Origin of the sequence: Nocardioides sp. (assembly GCF_051876515.1) — a bacterium.
Classification (GTDB): Bacteria; Actinomycetota; Actinomycetes; order Propionibacteriales; family Nocardioidaceae; genus Nocardioides.
The window spans coordinates 1-18,244 of record NZ_JBJEHY010000019.1 but is presented as its reverse complement, the minus strand read 5'-3'; the positions used below and the strand labels follow the sequence as shown (position 1 = coordinate 18,244).

19 protein-coding genes are annotated in these 18,244 nt (G+C 70.0%); 8 read left to right on the top strand and 11 right to left on the bottom strand.

Translation table 11 applies throughout. From position 1 onward, the window contains the following. A partial coding sequence (gene uvrA / locus ACI379_RS00995; protein ID WP_439790192.1) for an excinuclease ABC subunit UvrA occupies positions 1 to 3,028 on the bottom strand: 3,028 nt, incomplete at its 3' end. A gap of 170 nt (positions 3,029 to 3,198) precedes the next feature. Between uvrA and ACI379_RS00990 the strand changes: the two genes are divergently transcribed. Further along, on the top strand, positions 3,199 to 3,870 hold the full coding sequence (locus ACI379_RS00990; protein WP_439790191.1) for an MBL fold metallo-hydrolase: 672 nt from the start codon (positions 3,199 to 3,201) through the stop codon (positions 3,868 to 3,870). Position 3,871: 1 nt separating this feature from the next. Here ACI379_RS00990 and ACI379_RS00985 read toward each other — a convergent pair whose 3' ends face one another. From ACI379_RS00985 to ACI379_RS00960, 6 genes are all read right to left on the bottom strand, one after another. After that, on the bottom strand, positions 3,872 to 4,069 hold the full coding sequence (locus ACI379_RS00985) for a hypothetical protein (RefSeq protein WP_439790190.1): 198 nt from the start codon (positions 4,067 to 4,069) through the stop codon (positions 3,872 to 3,874). Positions 4,070 to 4,215: 146 nt separating this feature from the next. Next, the gene (locus ACI379_RS00980; RefSeq protein WP_439790189.1) at positions 4,216 to 5,070 is read right to left on the bottom strand and encodes a 3-hydroxyacyl-CoA dehydrogenase; all 855 of its coding nucleotides are present in this window, start codon (positions 5,068 to 5,070) and stop codon (positions 4,216 to 4,218) included. Between the two features lie 155 nt (positions 5,071 to 5,225). After that, positions 5,226 to 5,837: a DUF4328 domain-containing protein gene (locus tag ACI379_RS00975; protein ID WP_439790188.1), complete on the bottom strand. Its 612-nt coding sequence runs from the start codon at positions 5,835 to 5,837 to the stop codon at positions 5,226 to 5,228. A gap of 112 nt (positions 5,838 to 5,949) precedes the next feature. Continuing rightward, positions 5,950 to 7,047, bottom strand: a complete 1,098-nt coding sequence (locus tag ACI379_RS00970) for a 2Fe-2S iron-sulfur cluster-binding protein (protein WP_439790187.1) — start codon at positions 7,045 to 7,047, stop codon at positions 5,950 to 5,952. Further along, positions 7,037 to 7,339, bottom strand: coding sequence for a hypothetical protein (locus ACI379_RS00965; protein WP_439790186.1), 303 nt, complete (start codon positions 7,337 to 7,339; stop codon positions 7,037 to 7,039). The genes ACI379_RS00970 and ACI379_RS00965 overlap by 11 nt, the downstream gene beginning before the upstream one ends. After that, complete coding sequence (locus ACI379_RS00960; RefSeq protein ID WP_439790185.1) at positions 7,339 to 8,487, bottom strand: Rieske 2Fe-2S domain-containing protein; 1,149 nt, start codon at positions 8,485 to 8,487, stop codon at positions 7,339 to 7,341. Before ACI379_RS00960 ends, ACI379_RS00965 begins: the two co-directional genes overlap by 1 nt. Here ACI379_RS00960 and ACI379_RS00955 point away from each other — a divergent pair. Together ACI379_RS00955 and ACI379_RS00950 are read left to right on the top strand one after the other, a co-directional pair. Then, a complete protein-coding gene (locus ACI379_RS00955; protein WP_439790184.1) occupies positions 8,486 to 9,721 on the top strand; it encodes an acyl-CoA dehydrogenase family protein in 1,236 nt (411 codons plus the stop codon). The two genes, ACI379_RS00960 and ACI379_RS00955, sit on opposite strands and share 2 nt — an antisense overlap. A gap of 25 nt (positions 9,722 to 9,746) precedes the next feature. Then, positions 9,747 to 10,832: an acyl-CoA dehydrogenase family protein gene (locus ACI379_RS00950; RefSeq protein WP_439790183.1), complete on the top strand. Its 1,086-nt coding sequence runs from the start codon at positions 9,747 to 9,749 to the stop codon at positions 10,830 to 10,832. Positions 10,833 to 10,901: 69 nt separating this feature from the next. Here ACI379_RS00950 and ACI379_RS00945 read toward each other — a convergent pair whose 3' ends face one another. From ACI379_RS00945 to ACI379_RS00930, 4 genes are all read right to left on the bottom strand, one after another. After that, positions 10,902 to 11,402, bottom strand: a complete 501-nt coding sequence (locus ACI379_RS00945) for a thioesterase family protein (protein WP_439790182.1) — start codon at positions 11,400 to 11,402, stop codon at positions 10,902 to 10,904. A gap of 109 nt (positions 11,403 to 11,511) precedes the next feature. Beyond that, the gene (locus ACI379_RS00940; protein ID WP_439790181.1) at positions 11,512 to 12,300 is read right to left on the bottom strand and encodes an enoyl-CoA hydratase/isomerase family protein; all 789 of its coding nucleotides are present in this window, start codon (positions 12,298 to 12,300) and stop codon (positions 11,512 to 11,514) included. Further along, the gene (locus ACI379_RS00935) at positions 12,297 to 13,400 is read right to left on the bottom strand and encodes an NAD(P)H-dependent flavin oxidoreductase (RefSeq protein WP_439790180.1); all 1,104 of its coding nucleotides are present in this window, start codon (positions 13,398 to 13,400) and stop codon (positions 12,297 to 12,299) included. The genes ACI379_RS00940 and ACI379_RS00935 overlap by 4 nt, the downstream gene beginning before the upstream one ends. Next, positions 13,400 to 15,064 (bottom strand): acyl-CoA synthetase, encoded by a 1,665-nt coding sequence (locus tag ACI379_RS00930; RefSeq protein WP_439790179.1) that lies wholly within the window; start codon positions 15,062 to 15,064, stop codon positions 13,400 to 13,402. The genes ACI379_RS00935 and ACI379_RS00930 overlap by 1 nt, the downstream gene beginning before the upstream one ends. On the opposite strand from ACI379_RS00930, the gene ACI379_RS00925 reads away from it, so the two are divergent. The 5 genes from ACI379_RS00925 to ACI379_RS00905 form a co-directional block, all read left to right on the top strand. Further along, the gene (locus tag ACI379_RS00925) at positions 15,063 to 15,878 is read left to right on the top strand and encodes a crotonase/enoyl-CoA hydratase family protein (protein WP_439790178.1); all 816 of its coding nucleotides are present in this window, start codon (positions 15,063 to 15,065) and stop codon (positions 15,876 to 15,878) included. The two genes, ACI379_RS00930 and ACI379_RS00925, sit on opposite strands and share 2 nt — an antisense overlap. A 77-nt stretch (positions 15,879 to 15,955) precedes the next feature. Next, positions 15,956 to 16,621, top strand: a complete 666-nt coding sequence (gene trxA / locus ACI379_RS00920; RefSeq protein ID WP_439790177.1) for a thioredoxin — start codon at positions 15,956 to 15,958, stop codon at positions 16,619 to 16,621. A 62-nt stretch (positions 16,622 to 16,683) separates the two neighbouring features. After that, positions 16,684 to 17,175, top strand: a complete 492-nt coding sequence (locus ACI379_RS00915; protein ID WP_439790176.1) for a DUF1707 SHOCT-like domain-containing protein — start codon at positions 16,684 to 16,686, stop codon at positions 17,173 to 17,175. A 91-nt stretch (positions 17,176 to 17,266) separates the two neighbouring features. Further along, positions 17,267 to 17,920: a M15 family metallopeptidase gene (locus tag ACI379_RS00910; RefSeq protein WP_439790175.1), complete on the top strand. Its 654-nt coding sequence runs from the start codon at positions 17,267 to 17,269 to the stop codon at positions 17,918 to 17,920. Next, positions 17,917 to 18,244 (top strand): alanine racemase (locus ACI379_RS00905; RefSeq protein ID WP_439790174.1); only part of this gene is annotated, 328 nt, incomplete at its 3' end. The genes ACI379_RS00910 and ACI379_RS00905, both read left to right, overlap by 4 nt.

Below are 18,244 nucleotides of genomic sequence, written 5' to 3'. Positions count from 1 at the left end.
ACGCCTTCTTGGCGGGGGCCTTCTTCGCCACCGCCTTCGTGGCCGCTGACTTCTTGGGAACCGTCTTCTTGGTCGCTGCCTTCTTCGCGGTTGCCTTCCTGGTGGCTGCCGCCGGCTTGTCGGCCGTCTCGGACCGGACCGCCCGCGGCGCACCGGGCTGCTTGGCCTGACGGCCCTCCAGGACCGGCACCAGGAAGCGTCCGGTGTGGCTGCGTGGCTCGGCCGCGACCGCCTCCGGGGTGCCCTCGATGACGACGCTGCCGCCGCCCGACCCGCCCTCGGGTCCCATGTCGATGATCCAGTCGGCCGTCTTGATGACGTCGAGGTTGTGCTCGATCACCAGCACCGTGTTGCCCTTGTCGACCAGGCTGGACAGCACCCCGAGGAGCTTGCGGATGTCCTCGAAGTGCAGGCCCGTGGTGGGCTCGTCGAGGACGTACAGGGTGCGGCCGGTGGACCGCTTCTGCAGCTCGCTGGCGAGCTTGACGCGCTGCGCCTCGCCGCCGGAGAGGGTGGTGGCCGGCTGGCCGAGACGTACGTACCCCAGTCCGACCTCGACCAGCGTCTTCATGTGCCGTGCGATGGCCGGCACGGCGCCGAAGAAGTCGACGGCCTCCTCGATCGGCATGTCGAGGACCTCCGCGATGGTCTTGCCCTTGTAGTGGACCTCGAGCGTCTCGCGGTTGTAGCGCGCACCGTGGCACACCTCGCAGGGGACGTAGACGTCCGGGAGGAAGTTCATCTCGATCTTGAGCGTGCCGTCGCCGGCGCAGGCCTCGCAGCGGCCGCCCTTGACGTTGAACGAGAACCGGCCGGGCTGGTAGCCGCGCACCTTGGCCTCGGGCGTCTGCGCGAACAGCTTGCGCACGTGGTCGAAGACCCCGGTGTACGTCGCCGGGTTGGACCGGGGCGTGCGGCCGATCGGCGACTGATCGACGTGGATCACCTTGTCGACGTGGTCGAGGCCGGTCACCTTGGTGTGGCGCCCGGGCACGGTCTTGGCGTTGTACAGCTCCTTGGCCAGCGACGTGTAGAGGATGTCGTTGACCAGGGTGGACTTGCCGGAGCCCGAGACGCCGGTGACGGCGGTCAGGACGCCGAGCGGGAACGCCACGTCGATGTCGCGGAGGTTGTTCTCGCGGGCGCCGTGCACGACGAGCTCGCGCCCCTTGGTGCGAGGACGGCGGACCGGCGGCACCGGGATCTCACGGCGCCCGGACAGGTAGAGGCCGGTCGGCGAGTCGGGGTGCGCGAGCAGCTCCTCGACGGTGCCGCTGTGCACGACCTGGCCGCCGTGCTCGCCGGCCCCGGGGCCGATGTCGACCACCCAGTCGGCGGTACGGATGGTGTCCTCGTCGTGCTCCACGACGATGAGCGTGTTGCCGAGGTCCTTGAGGCGCACGAGGGTCTCGATCAGGCGCTCGTTGTCGCGCTGGTGCAGGCCGATGGAGGGCTCGTCGAGGACGTACAGGACGCCCACCAGACCGGCACCGATCTGGGTGGCCAGCCGGATCCGCTGCGCCTCCCCGCCCGACAGCGACCCGCTGGGCCGGTCGAGCGAGAGGTAGTCGAGCCCCACGTCGAGGAGGAACTGCAGGCGGTCCTGGATCTCCTTGAGGACCCGCTCGCCGATCTGCCGCTCGCGGGCGTTGAGGTCGAGGTGCTTGAGGTGCTCGGCCGTGTCACGGATCGACATGGCGCAGACCTGGGCGATGTTGAGACCACCGCCCTGCTTGGAGCCCAGGGTCACGGCCAACGGCACCGACTTGAGCCGGGTGCCCGAGCAGGTGGGGCACGCGACCTCGCGCATGAATCCCTCGAACCGCTCACGGCTGGTGTCGGACTCCGCGTCGCGGTGCTTGCGCTCGATGTACGGGCGGACGCCCTCGAAGGCCGCGTAGTACGACCGCTGGCGGCCGTACCGGTTGCGGGCGACGACGTGGACCTTGGTCGCGTGGCCCTCGATGATCGCTTTGCGCGCCTTGGCAGGCAGGTCACGCCACGGCGTGTTGAGGTCGAAGCCCATCTCCTCGCCGAGCGCGTTCATCAGGCGCAGGAAGTAGTCCGCGACGGACGCCCCGGACCACGGCTGGACGGCCCCCTCGCCGAGGGTCGCGCCGGGGTCGGGAATGAGCAGCTCGGGGTCGACCTCCATGCGCGTGCCGATGCCGTGGCAGGCGGTGCAGGCGCCGAAGGGCGAGTTGAACGAGAACGAGCGCGGCTCGAGCTCGTCGGTGTCGATCACGTGGTCGTTGGGGCACGCCATCCGCTCGGAGAAGCGCATCTCACGACCGGGGTCGCCCTCGTCGAGGTCGACGAAGTCGAAGACGACGAGCCCGCCGGTCAGCCCGAGCGCGGTCTCGACCGAGTCGGTCAGGCGGCGCTTGGAGGACTCCTTGACCGCCAGCCGGTCGACAACGACCTCGATGGTGTGCTTGAGCTTCTTGTCGAGCGTGGGAGGCGCGTCCAACGTGTGGGTCTGGCCGTCGACCCGAGCACGCGAGAACCCCTGCGTCTGCAGGTCCTTGAACAGCTCGACGTACTCGCCCTTGCGGCCGCGGATGACCGGGGCCAGCACCTGGAAGCGCCGCCCCTCCTCGAGCCCGAGGACGCGGTCGACGATCTGCTGCGGCGTCTGCCGCTGGATCTGGGCCCCGCAGGTCGGGCAGTGCGGCCGCCCGGCGCGGGCGTACAGCAGCCGGAGGTAGTCGTACACCTCGGTGATGGTCCCGACGGTGGAGCGCGGGTTCTTCGAGGTGGACTTCTGGTCGATCGAGACGGCCGGCGACAGCCCCTCGATGAAGTCGACGTCGGGCTTGTCCATCTGGCCCAGGAACTGGCGGGCGTACGCGGAGAGCGACTCCACGTAACGGCGCTGCCCCTCGGCGAAGATCGTGTCGAAGGCGAGGCTCGACTTGCCGGAGCCCGACAGGCCCGTGAACACGATGAGCGAGTCACGTGGCAGGTCGATCGAGACGTCCTTCAGGTTGTGCTCCCGGGCTCCCCGGATCACCAGCTGCTCGATCAACTTCGTACCCCATCCACGTTCGAACACGTGTTCGTCATCGTAGCGCCCCGACGTCCGGGACGCACGCCACCCGACACGTTCTCACGCCGGGACCGGATCACCCACGTCCACGTGCGGCCGGTAGCGTCGGACGGACGCGACACGGGTCGCGCGAACCAGGAGGAGATCCGATGACGTACACCGGCCACGTGGTGCCCGGCGGTGAGGCACAGGTGCTCGAGCTCCCGGGGCTGCGGGTGACCAAGGTCGCCGTCGACCCGAAGATGTCCAACAACGCCTACCTCCTGCAGTGCACCAGCACCGGCGACCAGCTCCTCGTCGACGCCGCGGCGGAGGGCGAGCGGCTCCTCGAGCTGGTCGGCGAGGCCGGCCTGACCACCGTGGTCACCACCCACCAGCACTGGGACCACCACCGCGCCCTGGCCGAGGTCGTCGCGGCGACCGGTGCGGTCGTGGCCGCCGGCATCGCGGACGCTGAGGCGATCACCGAGCAGACCGGTGTCGGCGTGGGTCGCGCCCTGGACCACACCGACCAGGTCGCCGTCGGTCAGGTCCTGCTCGACGTCATCGCGGTCGCGGGCCACACCCCCGGTTCGATCTGCCTGCTCGTACGCCCCGAGGGCGCGGCACCGCACCTCTTCACCGGGGACAGCCTCTTCCCGGGTGGCGTGGGCGCGACGTTCGGCAACGCCGAGGCATTCGCCCAGCTGATCGACGAGGTCGAGACCAAGATCTTCGGCACGCTGCCCGACGAGACCGTCTTCCACCCCGGTCACGGGGACGACGGCGTGCTGGGCGACGAGCGCCCCCACCTGGCGGAGTGGCGCGAGCGCGGCTGGTGACTCAGCCGTAGCGCTTGACGGCAAGCGCTACGAGCTGCGGGAACACGAGCATCGAGCCGGAGAACACCGCCGCTGAGCCGAGGAACAGTTCAAGGCCTCCGTCCGCGAAAGCGATCTGAGCGAGGCCGACGAAGGCCATGAACGTTCCGGAAAAGACGAGGATCCGCTGTTCGAGACTGGGGCGTACGTCAGCACTCATGGCCGCATGCTCGCACTCCGCGGGCTCGCGCGGGACCCAGTTGGCCAAGGCGTTGCACGGTGTTGCCCAGGCGGCAGCCTGCGTGCGGATGGCGACCTGACGTACGGTCCGGGCGCGGACCGGTCCCCCGGCCCGCGCCCGCACGGTCAGCGGTAGGTGTAGAACCCCTCGCCCGAGGCGATGCCGAGCTTGCCCTGGTCGAGGTAGTCACGCTTGAGGATCGCGGCGAACTCCTGCTGCACCGGCTCCTCCTTGGTGACGGCGATGTTGTACGCCGTGGTGAGGCCGACGACGTCGAAGATCTGGAACGGCCCCATCGGCGCCCCCGTACCGAGCCGCCACGTCCGGTCGACCGTCTCCACGTCCGCGTACCCGCCGGCGAGGAGCTCCCCGGCCGCGTTGAGCAGAGGGACGAGGAGCGAGTTGAGGACGTACCCGGCCTTCTCCTTCTTCAGGACGATCGGGACCATGCCGATCTCCTCGGCGAAGGCGGCCACCTCCGCCAGCACCTCGGAGTCGGTCTCGGGGCCGGGCATCACCTCGGCGGTGTTGCGCTTCCAGATCTCGTTGGCGAAGTGCAGCGCCAGGAACCGGTCGGGGCGTCCCGTCGACGGAGCGATGTCGGAGGGCAGCAGGGTCGAGGAGTTGCTCGCGAAGATCGTCGAGGCGTCGGCGACGGCCGCCAGCTTCTCGTAGGTGGAGGTCTTGATCTCCAGCTTCTCGGGAACTGCCTCGATGACGAGGTCCGCTCCGCTGACCGCCTCTGCCAGGTCGCTGGTGGCGCGGATCCTGGCGGGCACCTCCCCGGCCTGCGCGGCTGCGTCGCCGAGGTCCTGCTGGTAGCGCTCCACGAGGGCGTCGAGCTTGGCGCGACCGGCCGCGACCGCCTCGTCGGAGATGTCGTACGCCGTCACCTCCTTGCCCCGGAAGGCCGACTGGAAGGCGATCTGCGAACCCAACACTCCCATGCCCAGGACGGTGACCTTGGTGATGCGACTCATCTCTGCTCCTCAGCGACGTTGGCTGCGGTGCCGTCCGTCCCGAGTGCGGGTGGCAACCCTGGGGGCTCCGTGCCCCACCCTGATCGAACACCCCCCGACGCGCAGGCCTTCCCTCAACACGCGGAGAAGTGACCGACCAGACACGGCTGAACACCTCAGTGGGTCGACCAACCCGGGTGTGACGGCGGGCGCCCCTGGGGCACCGGAGGCGGCCACGGCGTGCGCGAACGAGCCCGCGCAGCGTCCGGAAGACCGCCACCGTGCGCTGCCCGCTGCTCGGACGTGATCCTCCGGACCACCAGCACCCAGAGCACCCCCGCCAGCAGCGCCAGGACCGCGTTGAACGTCTCGATGCCGCCGAGCTGGGCAACCTCGTCCGGGCCGGTGGACGGGTCGGCGCGCAGGAACGGACCGAACTGGATGGTGCTCACGTAGAGCAGGAACGCGAACCACCACGAGAGGAGCAGCGGCTTGACCCCTCGCGGGGCCGTCGCGCGCCGGACGTCACGCACGAAGACGTACGGGAACCACAGGGCGACGACTGGCACGAACCAGCCCACCCAGGCCCACTCCTTCTCGTGCTCCTGCCGGGCACCGGGGTTCAGCACCTCGGCGTTGCTGCGCGCCCTCGCCAGCCAGGACGCGACGGCCACCCAGCCTGCGCACAGTGCGACAAGCCCAGCCACGAGCACGACGTCGTAGGCGGTGACCAGCTGGTACCGCGGGATCCCGCGCTCCGCCGCATCGACGAGTCGGTCGCGGCCCACCCACGCTGACGCGGCCTGAGCACCCTGCCGAATCGGCCAGATCGTCGGCGCAGGAACGTGAGACGCCCCCGACCCGCTCGGGTCAGGGGCGTCGCACGATGAGCGAACGGCGTCAGCCGTTGTAGGTGACGCGGACCTTCTCGGTCAGGGCGCGGGCCTGGCACGACAGGCGGATGCCGTCCTCCAGGTCCTCCTTCTCGAGCACGTCGTTGCGGGTCATCGAGAGGTCGCCCTCCAGGATCATGCAGGCGCACGCGCTGCACTCACCCTCACGGCACGAGAACGGCGCGTTGACGCCCTTGGACTCCAGGAAGTCCAGCAGGTGCTGGCGTCCGTCCCAGTCGACGAAGCTGAACTGCTCGCCGTCCAGCTCGACCTCCACAGCCACGGGACCGGCCACGGCCGGCTCGTCCTCCGGAGCACCCTCGGCGTTCTCGGCGTCGTCCGCCTCGGCGATGGTCGCCTGCGCGGCCAGCACCTCCTCGACGTCACCGAACGGGTTGCCACCCAGGGAGATGAACTTCTCCTGGTGACGACGCTCGCGCGGTACCTCGAGCTCCTTGAGAGCCGTCTGCACCATCTTCATGAACGGCGCGGGGCCGCAGCAGAAGGAGGTCCAGCCGTCGTACTGCGCCAGGAACGCCTTCAGCTGCTCGGCCGTGGGCAGCCCCTGGACCGACTCCAGCCAGTGGATGACCTGCAGACGCTCAGGGTTGGCCGCCGCCAGCTCACGCAGCTTCTCGGCGAAGATGACCGAGTTCTCGTCGCGGTTCGCGTAGAAGACGGTGATCCGCCCTTCACCGTGCTCCAGGGCGTGACGGGCGATCGACATGATCGGCGTGACGCCGGAGCCGCCCGCGAGCAGCAGCAGGTCGGTGTCCAGGGACTTCGGGGTGAAGATGCCCGAGGGCGGCAGCACCCGGAGGGTGTCGCCGGCCTTGAGGTTGTCGTTGATCCAGTTCGACGCGTAGCCCTCGGCCGTCCGCTTCACCGTGACGGCCAGGCCGTCGCCGGGAGGGGTGCAGATCGAGTAGGCACGGGCGACCAGACCGGTCTGGTCGCTCGGGACGCCCAAGGTCAGGAACTGCCCCGGCTTGAAGTCGAACGTGGCGGACTCCCCCGAGGGAACCTCGAAGACGACCGAGACGGCGTCCGCGGTCTCGCGGACGATCTCGGCAACCTTCAGCAGGTAGGAATCCTCAGTAGCCATCCTCGGCTCCGATCGTGACAGTGCCCTCCTTGACCGCGGCGTCGATCGACGCGGAGAGACGGGGGCAGGTTGCGTACACCTTGCGGCCACCGGGCTCGGACTCGAGCTTGGCGAACTCCGCACAGTTTGCCTCAGCGCCGTGGTTCCACTGCACCGAGGTCTGGTGCTGCGAGTTCTTCTTGACCCGCACCGTGGCGAGGCAGTCGAGGCACGCGACCTCGACGAGCCTCGCCTCGGTGTAGAGACGCTGGTCCTCCCGGGTCTCGGCCCGGTCCGGAACGATGTACGACATCAGTGGTGGACGGGGGTGCCGGCCGCGGCGTCCTCGGCAGCCTTGCGCGCCAGGTTCTCCTCGACCTCCGCACGCCAGTACTCGTTGGCCTTGGTCGTGTCGACCTCGAACTCGAAGCGGTCGGTCATCTCCGCGGTGACGTCGGCCTTGTCCACGTAGAACTGCTCGTACCAACGACGCAGCTGGTAGACCGGGCCGTCCTCCTCGCACAGGAGCGGGTTCTGGACCGGCGCCTTGTTGAGCCAGATGTGGACGTCCTGCTCGAAGCCCTCGGCGAACATCGTCGAGTACTTCTCGGCGATGTAGTTCATCGTCTTGTCGTCCATCTCGGGGCCGCGCTCGACGGCGACGCCGTACTGCAGCTTGAACGAGTTGGGACCCGTCGGGATGTGGCAGTTGATGAGGATCGACTTGGTCTCGTAGCCCTTGTAGTCGGTCACCAGCCAGTTGACCATGAACGACGGACCGAAGTACGTCGCCTCGGACTTCAGCACGAGCGACTCGTCGCCGTAGCCCTGGCCGGCCATGTCGGGGCGACCGGTCGACTCCATGAACTGCGTGGCCTGCTCGCCCTCGAACACGTTGCGGAAGTTCGTCGGGAAGGCGAAGTGGATGTAGAAGAAGTGGGCCATGTCGACGATGTTGTCGACGATCTCGCGGCAGTGCGCGGTGGGCACGTCCAGCGTCTTCCAGGTCCAGCCCGAGTACTCCCCGGTGCCGACGCCCGCGAGCTCCGGCGGGAGCGCGTCCATGTCGGCGGCGGAACCCTCGGGGTCGTGCCAGATCATGATGAGGTCGTTGCGGACGACGGTCTCGAACTTCTGCGTACGGGCACGCATCGGCACGCGACGGGCGTACGGGATGGACTTGCAGCGACCGTCGCCGCCCCAGCGCCAGTCGTGGAAGGGGCAGGCGATCTCGTCGCCCTTGACCGTGCCCTGGGTGAGGTCCCCACCGAGGTGACGGCAGTACGCGTCGAGGACGTTGATCTCGCCCTTCGAGTCAGCCCAGACGACCAGCTTGCCACCGAAGGCCTCAATGGAGTGCGGCTTGCCGTCGTTGAAATCGCCCACACGCCCCAAGCAGTGCCACCCTCGGGCGAATCGCTCCGGAACGCTACCTGTGTCAAGAAGTCGTGCTTCGCTCATGAACACAGTATGGACCAAAACGAGAACACGTTCTAGTGTCCGTCCCATGCATGTGGCCCTCAGCACATCTCAACAGGACCTTCGTACCCAGTTGACTGAGTACTTCGACCGCCTTGTCACGCCCGAGCGACGACGAGCCCTGGCCGCCGCGAGCGGCGAGTTCGGCGACGCCGACGTGTACCGCGAGGTGATCCGCGAGATCGGCAAGGACGGCTGGCTCGGCATCGGTTGGCCGACAGAGTACGGCGGCCAGAACCGGTCCATGGTCGAGCAGCTGATCTTCACCGACGTGGCGGCCGTGGCCGGCGTCCCGATCCCCTACCTGACGCTGAACACCGTCGGCCCCACGATCATGCGCTACGGCACCCAGGAGCAGAAGGACTACTTCCTGCCCAAGATCCTCGCCGGCGACCTGCACTTCTCGATCGGCTACTCCGAGCCCGAGTCCGGCACCGACCTCGCCTCCCTGCGCACGCGGGCGGTGGCCGAGGGCGACGAGTGGGTGATCAACGGCCAGAAGATGTGGACCTCGCTCATCCAGTACGCCGACTGGATCTGGCTGGCCTGCCGCACCGATCCCGACCTCCCCCGCCACAAGGGCGTCAGCATGATCCTGGTGCCGGCCGACCACCCCGGCGTCTCGTACACGCCCGTCCACACCGTGGCCGGCGTCGGGACAAGCGCGACCTACTACACCGACGTCCGGGTGCCGCAGGAGAACCTCGTCGGCGGCCTCAACGGCGGCTGGGCACTCATGACCAACCAGCTCAACCACGAGCGCGTCGCGCTCACCTCCGCCGCCCCGCTCACGTACTCGTTGGGGCTGGTCAGGCAGTGGGCGCGCGACACCGTGCTGCCGGACGGGCGCCGCGTGATCGACCAGGAGTGGGTGCAGGCGACGCTGGGGCGCGCGCACGCGCGCGTGGAGATGCTGAGCCTGATGAACTGGCGCCTCGCCTCGCAGGCGGACGCCGGGGTCGACCTCTCCCCCGCCGATGCGTCGGCGACCAAGGTGTACGGCTCCGAGCTCGCCACCGAGGTCTACCGCTCCCTCATGGAGGTGGTGGGCCCCGGCGCCACGGTGACCGGGGACTCCCCCGGCGCCGAGCTCGCCGGGCGCCTCGAGCGCTACTTCCGCTCCTCGCTGGTCATGACGTTCGGTGGCGGCACCAACGAGATCCAGCGCGACATCATCGGCTACGTCGCCCTCGGCCTGCCGGCCGCGAAGCGCTGACCCCTCACCGGTACCGGAGGAAACCATGGACTTCACCTTCACCCCCGAGGCCGACGAGGCCGCCGCACTCGCGGCCCAGATCCTCACCGACCACGCGACCACCGAGCGGATGACCTCGGTCGAGCGCGACGGCGACCGCTTCGACCCCACCTTGTGGTCCGCACTCGGCGACGCCGGGCTGCTCTCGCTCGCCCTCCCCGAGGCCGATGGCGGCGCCGGTCTGGGCCTGCTCGAGGCGTGCCGCGTGGCCGTCGAGATCGGGCGCACGGTCGCGCCCGTCCCGTACGCCACGCACGTGGCCGCGAGCCTGCTGATCTCGTCCGCCGAACCTTCCACTCACCGGGACGAGCTGCTCTCCGGGGCGGCCGACGGGACCCGTCTGCTGACCCTCGCGCTGGCCGAGCCGTTGCAGTTCCTGCCCGAGGTGCCCCAGGTCCTGGCCACCCCGGACGGCGAGAGCTGGACGCTCACCGGCACGAAGACGCTGGTCCGTGCCGGGACGCGCGCCGACACCGTCCTGGTCACCGCCACTGGCCCCGACGGCGCCGGCGTCTTCGCGGTGCGGACCACGGACGCCCAGGTCGCGGCGCAGCGCACCAGTGACGGAGACGCCACCGCGCAGCTCACCCTCGACGGCTGCCCCGCCGTACGCCTCGGTGGCGCCGGGAGCGCGCAGCACCTGCAGGACCTCGCCGTGCTGCTCGCCTGCGCCGAGCAGCTGGGCGTGACGCAGGGGGCCACCCGCCTCACGGCCGACTACGCGCGGACCCGTGAGCAGTTCGGACGCCCGATCGGCACCTTCCAGGCAGTGGGACAACGGCTCGCCGACGCGTACATCGCCACCCTGGGCCAGGAGCTCACCCTCTGGCAGGCCGCGTGGCGGCTCCAGGAGGGACTCCCCGCGACCCAGGAGCTCGCGAGCGCGGCCGTGTGGTGCGCCGATGCCGGCCACACGATCGCGCACACGACCGTGCACGTGCACGGCGGCGTCGGCATCGACCTCGACGGGCCCGCGCACCGCTACTTCACCGCGGCCAAGCGGTGGGAGCTGACGTACGGCGGCGCCGGCGAGCACGCGCGCCGCATCGGTCGCGAGTACGCCGCCGGCTGAGGGGAACGTCACGAAGGGCCCGGCACCACCGCCAGGTGGTGCCGGGCCCTTCGGGCGTACGGGGTGCGCTCAGCGCAGCGCGAGGCAGCCGTGCGTCGGCATGTCGAGGGTGATCGTCTCGTGCTCGGCGATGCGCGCGTCGAGCTTGGCCGCCACCTCGCTCGGCCACGGGGCCGTCTTGCGGGTCTCCAGGTCGATGTGGAGGAAGATCTCCTCCATCACGAAGGACACCTCCTTGCTCGTGTCGTCCAGGAGGTAGACCAGGGCGTGGGCTGCGCGCTCCGAGCGGCCCACGAGGCGGACCCGCGCCGACATCTGGCTGCCGGTGCGCAGCTCGCTGATGTAGGTGCAGTGGTGCTCGGCGGAGAAGACGGCGTGGCCGTCGGTGAGCGGCCACGTCTGCGGGATGCCGCAGTCGACGAGCGACTCGTCGAGCCCCTCGCTGGCGATCCCGATGTAGTGGCGCACGTTGAGGTGGCCGTTGATGTCCTCGAAGGCCATCGGCACGGGCTGCTCGATGTACGCGGGCAGCGCGGCGAGCTGGTCGTAGGTCGGATGCTGGTGAGTCACGCCTGAGACGATATCGGCTGGCGCGCCCACTGCTCCACACAACCCGCCTGACAATCTGTGGCCCGCACGGTCCCCGCCGCAGGTGCGGACCTGCGGCGGGGACCTGCCGTCACCACCCCGGGGGCAAGGAGGTGAAGTCGGCGGGGCGTCCCTCGGCGAAGGCCGAGAGCGCCTCGAGGTTCGCGGGACCGCCCATGAGCTCGGCGAACGCCGCGTTCTCGCGCTCGCGCGCCTGGGCGACGGCCTCACGGTGGGGAGCGGTCATGGTCCGCTTGACCGCGACCAGGCTGGAGATGGGCCGGGCGGCCAGCACCTCGGCGTGCTTGCGGGCGGTGGCCAGTAGGTCCTCGGGCTCGGCCAGGGCGTACACGAGCCCCATGTCCAGCGCCTGCTGAGCCGTGATCCACTCGGCGGAGAGCAGGATCCATGCCGCGTTCTGCCGGCCGACCAGCTGGGGGAACAGCAGGCTGGAAGCGGCCTCAGGAGCGACCCCGAGGCTCGTGAAGGGGCACTTCAGCCGAGCAGCGGTCGACATGAACCCGAGGTCCGCGAACCCCAGGACCGTGGCCCCGATGCCCAGCCCCAGCCCGTTGACCGCGACGACCAGCGGCTTGGGGAAGGCGGCGAGGGCGTCGATGAGCCCGAGGAAGCCGTACTCCCCCCGCTCGAAGGTCGGGTCGGTGGCGAGCTGGTGCATCTCGAGCAGGTCCGTCCCGGCGCTGAACGCCCGGCCCGCTCCCGTCAGCAGCACCACCGCGACCGACGGGTCCTCGGCCGCCTCGTTGAGGGCACGCGCCGTGGCGTCGTACAGGGCCTCGTTGAAGGCGTTCAGCGCGTCCGGACGGTTCAGGGTGAGTGTCCGGACGCGCTGCTCGTCCTCGACCTGGAGGATCGTCATGCCCCCGCGATCTTCCCCAGGCGCTCGGTCGCCTCCTGGAACTCCGCGACCATCCGGGCCATCAGGTCCGCGACCGGCTCGACCGCGTTCATGCGGCCCACGATCTGGCCGACGGGCATGGAGATGGTGTCGGGGTTGTCGCCGGAGTTCATCCGGTTGTGCGCGTCGGCCACCAGCAGGTTCTGCAGCGGCATCGGCAGGGGCGCCGGGGCGTCCTCGGCGTTCCATGCCTCGGTCCACCGCGTCTTGAGCAGACGGGCCGGCTTGCCGGTGTACACGCGGCTGCGGACCGTGTCGCTGGACCCGGCACGGAGCAGTGCCTCGCGGATGCCGGTGCCGGTGGACAGGTCGTACTCCGCGGCGGTCAGCCACATGGAGCCGGTCCACACGCCCTGGGCGCCGAGCGCCATCGACGCGGCCATCTGCCGGCCACTGCCGATGCCACCCGCGCCGAGCACCGGGACGTCGGGGCCCACGGCGTCGACGACCTCCGGGGTGAGCACCATGCCGGCGATCTCGCCGGTGTGGCCGCCGGCCTCGTAACCCTGGGCGACGATGATGTCGACGCCGTTGGCCACGTGGTTGAGCGCGTGCTTGGCCGTGCCAGCCAGCGCCGCCACCTTGACGCCGTGCTCGTGGGCCTTCTCGATCACGTCCACCGGCGGCGAGCCGAGCGCGTTCGCGATCAGCACCGGACGGTGGCCCAGCGCCACGTCGACGTGGCTGCGAGCCACGGAGTGGAGCCAGCCGAGCACACCCTCGCGACCCTCGCCCTCGGGAAGCGGGGGTACACCGAGCTGGGTGAGCGTGCGGTCGACGAACGCCTTGTGCTCGGCCGGGATCAGGGCGTCGAGGTCGACGGCCTTGCCCTCGGTGGGCACCTTCATCGGCATGACGACGTCGACGCCGTACGGCTTGCCGTCGGTGTTCTCGTCGAGCCAGGTCAGGGTGCGGTCCAGGTCCTCGGTGTCGTTGAACCGGACGCAGCCCAGGACGCCGAGACCACCGGCGCGGGAGACGGCCGCGGCGACCTTCTCCGAGGGGGTGAACGCGAAGATCGGGTACTCGATCCCGAACAGTTCGCAGATGTCGGTGTGCATCAGTTGCCTTCCGTGACGAGCTCGCGGGCGCGGGGGTAGTTGGCCTTGCCGGTGGCGCTGCGCGGGATCTCGTCCACGTAGGTGATCGCGCGCGGCATCTTGTAACCCGACAGCAGGGGACGCAGGTACTCCTTGAGCTCCTCGAGCGTCGGGCGGGCCTCGCCGCGGGGCTGGATCACGGCGGAGACGGACTGGCCGTACGTCTCGTCGGCGACGCCCACCACCAGGACGTCGTACACGTCCGGGTGGCCCTTGAGGGTCATCTCGACCTCCTCGGGGTACACCTTCTCGCCGCCGGTGTTGATGCAGTTCGAGCCGCGGCCGAGCAGGCGCACCATGCCGCCCTCCTCGACGCGGGCGAAGTCGCCAGGAACGGAGTAGCGCTCGCCGTTGACGGTGATGAAGGTCTCCGCGGTCTTGACCGGGTCCTTGTAGTAGCCGATCGGGATGCAGCCCGAGCGTCCGACGCGTCCGATCGCACCCACCTCGGTGAGCTCGATGACCTTGTTCTCCTCGTCGAGCAGCACCGTCTGGGCGCCGAGGTTGACCAGTGGACCCTGGCCCTGGATGTTCTCGTCCGACTGGACCGCGGTGCCGGAGAAGCCGGTCTCGCTGGCGCCGATCGAGTCGGTGAAGATCGCGTTGGGGAACGCCGCCATCCAGCGCTCCTTCACCGGACGGCTGAAGATCGCCGCGCTGCTCGCCACGACGAAGAGCGATGAGGCGTCGTAGTCTCCGCGCTCGTACTCCTCGATGAGCGGGCGTGCCATCGCGTCGCCCGTCATGAAGATGCCCTGGACCTTGGCGTCCTCGACCAGGCGCCAGGCCTCGGCGGGGTCGAACTTCGGGGCCAGGACCGTGACCTCGCCCGCGAAGAGGTGCATGAGCAGCGCCGCCTGGGCGCCGCCGTGCATGAGGGGGCTCAGCGGGAACATCACCATCGGGAACTCGGTGGCGGCGGCGGTCTTGGACTGGTCGTACTCCTCGAGCCACTCACCCGTCATCACGTCGATGCCGCGGCCGAGCACGCGCCAGAAGTCCTCGTGGCGCCACATGACGCCCTTGGGGAACCCGGTGGTCCCTCCGGTGTAGACGATGTAGACGTCGTCGGGACTGCGCTCGGCGAAGTCGCGCTCGGCGGACTGGCCTGCCAGGGCCTCCGTCCAGGTGACGCCGCCGAAGGCGCTGACGTCGGTCTGGAGGTCCGGCTCGGTCGCGTCGGGCATGGAGATGATCGTGCGCAGCTCGGGCCGCTTGGGGGCCGTCAGCGCCACCATCGGGGCGTACGGCTCCTCGAAGAGCAGCCCGACCATGTCGGAGTTCTCGAAGATGTAGTCGAGCTCGCCCTCGACGTAGCGGTAGTTCACGTTGATCGCGACGGCGCGGATCTTGAAGATCGCGAGCAGCGCGACCACGTGCTCGACGCTGTTCTTGGCGTAGATGCCGATGTGGTCGCCCGGGCCGTGGCCCTGCGCCTGGAGGTAGTGGGCGAGCTGGTTCGCCTCCGCCTCGAGCTCGGAGTAGGTGACGGTCCGGTTCGCGACGCGCAGCACGGTGCGGTCCGGAACGACATCGACGGCGTGTTCGAAGAGATCTGCAATGTTATGGGCCACGAGGCGGAGACTAGAACAGGTTCCTCTTTTGTGGCTAGAGTCACATACCATGAGTTTGGAAAATTCTTCCGAGGCCGTTTCCGGCCCCGACGCACTGGTCGAGCAGGACGGCCACGTGCTCACCGTGACCCTCAACCGACCCCACGCCCGCAACGCGCTGTCGACCGAGATGCTGGCCATCCTCGGCGAGACCTGGGAGCGGGTGAACTCCGACGACTCCATCCGGGCCGTCATCCTCACCGGGGCGGGCGGATACTTCTGCGCCGGCGCCGACCTCAAGGCGATGTCGCGCAAGGCCCCCAGCGAGAGCTTCGAGTCCGGCGAGTACGACCCCACGGTCATCAAGCCGCTGCTCAAGGGCTACCGGCTGACCAAGCCGCTGATCGCCGCCGTCGAGGGTCCGGCCATCGCCGGCGGCACCGAGATCCTGACCGCCACCGACATCCGGGTGGCGGGCGAGTCGGCCAAGTTCGGCGTCTCGGAGGCACGGTGGAGCCTGTACCCGCTCGGCGGCTCCGTGGTGCGCCTCCCCCGCCAGATCCCGGCCACCGTGGCCGCCGAGATGCTCCTGACCGGCCGCCACATCACCGCGACCGAGGCCAAGGAGTACGGCCTGATCGGGCACGTGGTGCCCGACGGCCAGGCCCTGGCCAAGGCCCGCGAGATCGCGGACATGATCGTCACCAACGGCCCGCTGGCCGTCCAGGCGATCCTCGCGACGATCCGCGAGTCCGAGGGCAAGCACGAGGACGACTGCTGGGCCGACGACGCCCGGCGCGGCGCGGCAGTCTTCGCCTCCGCGGACGCCAAGGAAGGCCCGCGGGCCTTCGCCGAGAAGCGGTCCCCGCAGTTCGAGGGCCGCTGACCCCGCTGCCGACCAGCCACACCCGATCCCCCTGGGGGGATGTTGGGATCGGGTGTGGCGGCAGGTAGCGTGACGCCATGAGCACACGCGACCTGACCCTGGCCGACTTCGAGACCACCGTCACCGGCGACGGCATCGTCCTGGTCGACCTCTGGGCCGAGTGGTGCGGCCCCTGCAAGCAGTTCGCCCCCACGTTCGAGGCCTCTTCCGAGAAGCACCCCGACGTCGTGCACGCCAAGGTCGACACCGAGGCGGAGCAGGAGCTGGCCGGCATGCTGCAGGTCCGCTCCATCCCGACCCTGATGCTCTTCCGCGACGGCGTGCTGCTGTTCAACCAGGCGGGAGCCCTGCCCGCCGCCGCGCTCGACGACGTCATCTCCCAGGCCAAGGCCCTCGACATGGACGAGGTCCGCCGCCAGATCGCCGAGGCCGACGCCCACCCCGACGAGCTCGACCTCGACACCTTCGCCGCCGCCCACGCGCAGGGCGCCTTCGTGCTCGACGTGCGCCAGGCCGACGAGTACGCCAGCGGCCACGTCCCCGGCGCCGTCCACATCGCCATGGGCGACCTGCCCGCCCACCTCGCGGAGCTCCCCGAGGGCGAGCGGGTCCACGTCATCTGCCAGTCCGGTGGCCGCAGTCGGCAGGCTGTCGGCTACCTGCAGTCCCAGGGCATCGACGCTGTGAACGTCACCGACGGCACCGGGGGCTGGATCCAGCGCGGCTGGCCCGTCGAGAGCTGAGCGGGGTGCGACCCCTCTCCTCGCCCGCCGCTGGGAGCCGGGAGGGTCGGTACCCTGTCGGCGTGAGCGAGGTGTGGGACCGGTTCAGTGACGACCCCCGCACGCCCGACAACGCGGGGCTGCGGGCGGGCGACGTCGATCGTGACATCGTGCAGGACGTCCTGAGCCAGGCGTACGCCGAGGGGCGTCTCGCGCCCGACGAGCACGCCGAGCGCAGCGCCCGGCTGGCGGCCTCCCGCACGCTCGGCGAGCTCGTGCCCCTGCTCGAGGGCCTCGTCCGGCGTCCCACCTCCAACCTGCCCGCGCTGGCAGAGGAGAAGTACCGCCGCGACCTCCGCGAGGCGCTGATGGGCTTCCTCACCGTCAACATCATCTGCTGGGGGATCTGGCTGATCACCAGCGGGATCGACTCCTTCCCCTGGCCCGCGTTCGTGAGCCTGGTCAGTGCTGTCAACCTCCTGCGCGTACGGCTGGAGCGCAACAGCCGTGTCGAGCGCAGCATCCGCAAGCTGCAGAAGCGACAGCGCACGGAGCTGCCCGGCTCCGAGGACTGACCACCGGGCGGACGCCGGCTCCACCTTGCGGTCAGCTGCCCGGTACCTCCGGTGGATGTGCGGACCACGTCAGCGTTCCTACCGTCGGAGCATGACCCTCCTGCTCAGCGATCCGCGCGTGCGCGCGGTGCCGCTCGCCGAGAACGGCGAGCCCCTGGTCGCGCTCTCCGCCTCCCTGTCACCCGACCTGTGCCCGGTACGCCTGGGCGTGGCGCAGCGCCTCGAACTCGCCCGGCAACTGCTGCCCACCGGTTTCCACCTGCTCGTCCGGGAGGGCCACCGCAGCATGGAGAGCCAGCGCGCGATCATCGCCCGCTACACGGCGGAGGTGTGCGCGCACCACCCGGGCGTAGGGCCCGCGGAGCTCGAGTCGCTGGTGAGTCGGTTCGTCGCACCCGCCGACGTGGCCGGGCACGTGTCCGGCTCCGCCGTCGACGTGACGCTGCGCGACGGTCTTGGCCGGGAACTCGACCTCGGCTGCCCACTCGACGCCACCCCGGAGCAGTCGGGCGGCAGGTGCTTCACCGATTCGCGGGACGTACGGGGCGAGGCCCGGCGCAACCGGCGGCTGTTGGGCGAGGTGCTCGGGGAGGTCGGCTTCGTCAACTACCCCACCGAGTGGTGGCACTGGTCCTGGGGCGACCGCTACTGGGCGATCACGACCGGCGCGCCCAGCGCCCTGCACGGCCCTGTCGGACAGCTCGATGTCGTCCACCACGTGACGGTCTCGCAGGACGTCGCGTGAGGGCGCCACTGACCAGGCCGCGGCTGGTCGTCGACGCCGACGCCGTCGCGCACAACGTGGGCGTCCTGCGGGGCCCCCGGTCGTCGCCTCTGATGGCCGTGGTCAAGGCCGACGGCTTCGGGCTCGGCGCACGCACCGTGGCCGCGGCCGCGCTGGCTGCGGGCGCCACCCGCCTCGGCACCGCGACGCTGGACGAGGCCTACGAGGTCGTCGACCTCGGCGCGCCCGTGCTCGCGTGGCTCACGACGCCGGACGAGCTCGCCGCCCGGCGTGCCGGGCTGGCCTCCTCTCCGAAGGTCGAGGTCGCCGTTGGTTCACTCGAGC